The sequence below is a fragment of the Gryllotalpicola sp. CP2-P1 genome, from assembly GCF_057512245.1.
In genome coordinates, this window is sequence record NZ_JBLRDT010000236.1 from 1 (window position 1) to 3,531 (window position 3,531).

At 70.8% G+C, this 3,531-nt stretch carries 3 protein-coding genes and 1 pseudogene; 1 reads left to right on the forward strand and 3 read right to left on the reverse strand.

Annotated elements, in window-relative coordinates; translation table 11 throughout:
• Nucleotides 1-81 precede the first annotated feature (81 nt).
• Nucleotides 82-1,080 carry an acetylxylan esterase gene (locus tag ACM2XV_RS13430; RefSeq protein ID WP_487027295.1) on the forward strand — a complete coding sequence of 333 codons (999 nt, stop codon included), beginning with the start codon at nucleotides 82-84 and terminating at the stop codon, nucleotides 1,078-1,080.
• Here the strand turns inward: ACM2XV_RS13430 and araA are convergent.
• The 3 genes and pseudogenes from araA to ACM2XV_RS13445 all read right to left on the reverse strand — a co-directional run.
• The gene (gene araA, locus ACM2XV_RS13435) at nucleotides 1,077-2,594 is read right to left on the reverse strand and encodes an L-arabinose isomerase (protein WP_487027296.1); all 1,518 of its coding nucleotides are present in this window, start codon (nucleotides 2,592-2,594) and stop codon (nucleotides 1,077-1,079) included. The two genes, ACM2XV_RS13430 and araA, sit on opposite strands and share 4 nt — an antisense overlap.
• Nucleotides 2,591-3,301, reverse strand: coding sequence for an L-ribulose-5-phosphate 4-epimerase (locus tag ACM2XV_RS13440; protein WP_344775016.1), 711 nt, complete (start codon nucleotides 3,299-3,301; stop codon nucleotides 2,591-2,593). Before ACM2XV_RS13440 ends, araA begins: the two co-directional genes overlap by 4 nt.
• Nucleotides 3,298-3,531, reverse strand: a pseudogene (locus ACM2XV_RS13445) (hypothetical protein); the annotation flags it as partial. The gene ACM2XV_RS13440 and the pseudogene ACM2XV_RS13445, both read right to left, overlap by 4 nt.

Genomic DNA, 3,531 nt, shown 5'->3' on the forward strand with positions numbered 1-3,531 from the left:
CTGCCGTCGGAGTTCTGCACGACGAGCACGCGGGGTCTCATGCGCCGATCGTAGGGGCTGCTGCTCGCATAGGGTCGAAGCATGCCGCTCACCGACATGTCGCTCGCGCAGTTGCGAGCCTTCACCCCGACCGTCCGCGAGCCGGAGGACTTCGACGCGTTCTGGCGCGAGACCCTGGCCGAGGCCCGCACCGCGGCGGACCTCGCCGGAGCCGCGGCCGCCGCCCGCCGCACCCCGGCCGACACGCCCATCACCGAGCTCATCGTCGAGGACCTCACCTTCCCCGGGTGGGGCGCCGAGCCGATCAAGGCGTGGGTGGCCCGCCCGACGGGGCGCGAGGGCGAGAGGCTGCCCGTCGTCGTCGAGTTCAACGGCTACAACGGCGGCCGCGGGGTGGCGGGCGAGCGCGTGCTCTGGGCGCTCGCGGGCTACGTGCACGTGTTCATGGACACCCGCGGCCAGGGCTCCGGCTGGGGAACCGGCGGCGAGACGCCCGACCCCCACGGCGCGAACGCCGCCGTGTCGGGGTGGATGACCCGGGGCATACTCGACCCGAGGCAGCACTACTACCGCCGCGTCTTCACCGACGCCGCGCGCCTCGTCGACGAGGTGCGCACGTGGGACTTCATCGACCCCGCGCGCGTCGCCGTCACCGGCGGCAGCCAGGGCGGCGGCATCGCGATCGCGGCCGCGGCGCTCAGCGACGAGATCTGGGCGCTGATGCCCGACGTCGCCTTCCTGTGCGCGTGGGAGCACGGCACGGATGTCGCCATCTCGGACCCCTATCAAGAGCTCGCCCGCTATCTGTCGGTGCACCGCGACCACACCGAGACGGTGTGGAACACGGCCGCGTACTTCGACGGGGTGAACTTCGCGAAGCGCATCACGGCGCCCGCGCTGTTCTCGGTCGCGCTGATGGACACCGTGGTGCCGCCGTCGACGACCTTCGCCGGCTTCAATGCACTGGCGTCGGCCGACAAGGCGATCGAGGTGTACCCGTACAACGGCCACGAGGGCGGTCAGACCTTCCAGTGGCAGAAGCAGGCCGCGTTCCTGGCGAACCGGCGCGCCGGGGTCTAGGGTCGCCCCTCCAGCCGCCAGTAGGCCTGGTTCCAGCGCGTGACGTTCTCGACGTCGCGCGCACGGGTGTTCTCGTCGATCGCGAACAGCTCGACGCCGAGCATGCGCGCGAGATCCTCGAACGCCTCGAGGCCGACCGCCGTCGACATCACCGTGTGATGCGCAGCGCCCGCCGTGAGCCACGCGGTCGCGGAGGTCTCGAAATCGGGGCGCGGGCGCCACACCGCACGGCCCACCGGAAGGTGAGGCAGCGGCGCACGGGGCTCGACGACGTCGACGACGTTCGCGGTGAGCCGGAAGCGGTCGCGCAGGTCGGCGAGGGCCACCACGACGGCGGGGCCTGGGTCGGCCGTGAAGACGAGCCGCACGGGGTCGTCCTTGCCGCCGATGCCGAGCGGGTGGATCTCGAGGCTCGGCTTCGCCGAGGTGAGCGACGGGGAGACCTCGAGCATGTGCGCACCCAGGATCGTCTCGTGACCGTCGACGAGGTCGTAGGTGTAGTCCTCCATGAGGCTCGCACCGCCGGGCAGGCCGACGCCCATCGCCGCGGCGGCGTGCACGAGCACGGCCGTCTTCCAGTCGCCCTCTGCGCCGAAGCCGTAGCCCTCTGCCATGAGCCGCTGTACTGCGACGCCCGGCAGCTGCTTCAGCGCGCCGAGGTCCTCGAAGGTGTCGGTGAAGGCCCCGAAGCCGCCGTCGGTCAGGAAGCCGCGCAGGCCGACCTCGATCGCGGCGGCGTCGCGCAGCGACTGGTGGCGCCCGGCGCCGGGCTTCAGCTCGTCGACGACGTCGTACGACGACAGGTATTCGTCGACGAGGGCGTCGATCTCGGCATCCGTCGCCGCCTCGACGCGCTGGGCCAGCTCGTTCACGCCCCACGTGTTCACCTCGACGCCCAGCTTCGCCTGCGCCTCGGTCTTGTCGCCCTCGGTCACCGCGACCTGGCGCATGTTGTCGCCGAAGCGGGCGACCTTGAGGACGCTCAGCGCGTGGCGGCCCGCGGCCGCGCGCATCCAGGTGCCGATGCGCGCCTGAACGCGCGGGTTCGAGACGTGGCCGACGACCGACTTGCGGCGGATGCCGAGCCGGGTCAGCGCGTAGCCGAACTCGCGGTCGCCGTGGGCGGCCTGGTTCAGGTTCATGAAGTCGAAGTCGATCTCGCCGTACGGCAGCTCGACGTTCGCCTGCGTGTGCAGGTGCAGCAGGGGCTTCGCGAGCAGCTGCAGCCCGGCGATCCACATCTTGGCGGGGCTGAAGGTGTGCATCCACGTGATGACGCCGATGACGCGGTCGTCGGCGTTCGCGTCGAGCACCGCGCGCCTGATCTGGTCGGCGCCGGTGAGCACGGGCTTCCACACGATCTTGACGGGCACGTCGGATGCCGCGTCGAGCGTCGCCACGAGGGACTGTGACTGCTCGGCGACCTGTCGCAGGGTCTCTTCGCCGTAGAGGTGCTGGCTGCCGGTGAAGAACCAGACCTCGAAGTCGTCGTATGAGGTGATGGGAGTGGTCACAGTGATCCTTGGGGCTTCTGTCCGTAGACGTTCTGATAGCGGTCGAAGAGGGCGTCGATCTTCTCTTGCGGAATCGGGATCGGCTCGCCGAGTTGGCGGGCGAGGTGGATCGTGCGGGCGACGTCCTCGGTCATGACGGCCGCCTTGACCGCGTCGCGGGCGTCCTTCCCGATCGTGAAGACACCGTGGTTCTGCATCAGCACCGCGCGCGAGCGGTGCCCCTCGAGGGTCGCGACGATGCCGCGGCCGATCGAGTCGTCGCCGATGATCGCGAACGGCCCGACGGGGATCTCCCCGCCGAACTCGTCGGCCATTCCGGTGATCACGCACGGGATCGGCTCGCCCCGCGCCGCCCAGGCCGTGGCGTACCCCGAGTGCGTGTGCACGACGCCGCCCACGTTCGGCATATTCCGGTAGACGTATGCATGCGCCGCGGTGTCGCTCGAGGGCGCGTGCTCACTGCCCGGGGTGCCGGGAATGACGTTGCCGTCGAGGTCGCAGAGGATCATGTTCTCGGGGCCGAGGTGGTCGTAGTCGACGCCGCTCGGCTTGATCACGAACAGGTCCTCGCCGGGGACCCTGCCTGAGATGTTGCCGCCTGTCCACACCACGAGCCGGTAGCGCACCAGCTCGGCGTGGAGTGCGGCCACCTCCTCGCGGACCTTCTCGATCGCGCTGTCACGTCCGCTCGGGGCCGTGGCCGTCATGCCGTCTCTCCTTCGTCGCCGTCCGTGCGTTCTGTCCTGCCTCCACGCTCGCCTCGGTCGCCGCCGGCGGCGACCGCCGCCCGCTCGAGGTCGAGCCCCGCGCGGAACCGCGCGAGGAAGTCGTCGAAGCCCGCGACCGCGCCCGGCTCGGGGTCGACGGCGCTCGCGTCGTCGCGTGCGAACACGCGCTGCTCGAGATAGTCGCTGAGGCTCAGCTCGTCGGCCGCGTC

Bases quoted from the DNA above. Each gene is read 5' to 3' on its own strand.
- ACM2XV_RS13430 (WP_487027295.1), top strand. From the start codon at position 82: ATGCCGCTCACCGACATGTCGCTCGCGCAGTTGCGAGCCTTCACCCCG.
- ACM2XV_RS13440 (WP_344775016.1), bottom strand. From the start codon at position 3,301: ATGACGGCCACGGCCCCGAGCGGACGTGACAGCGCGATCGAGAAGGTC.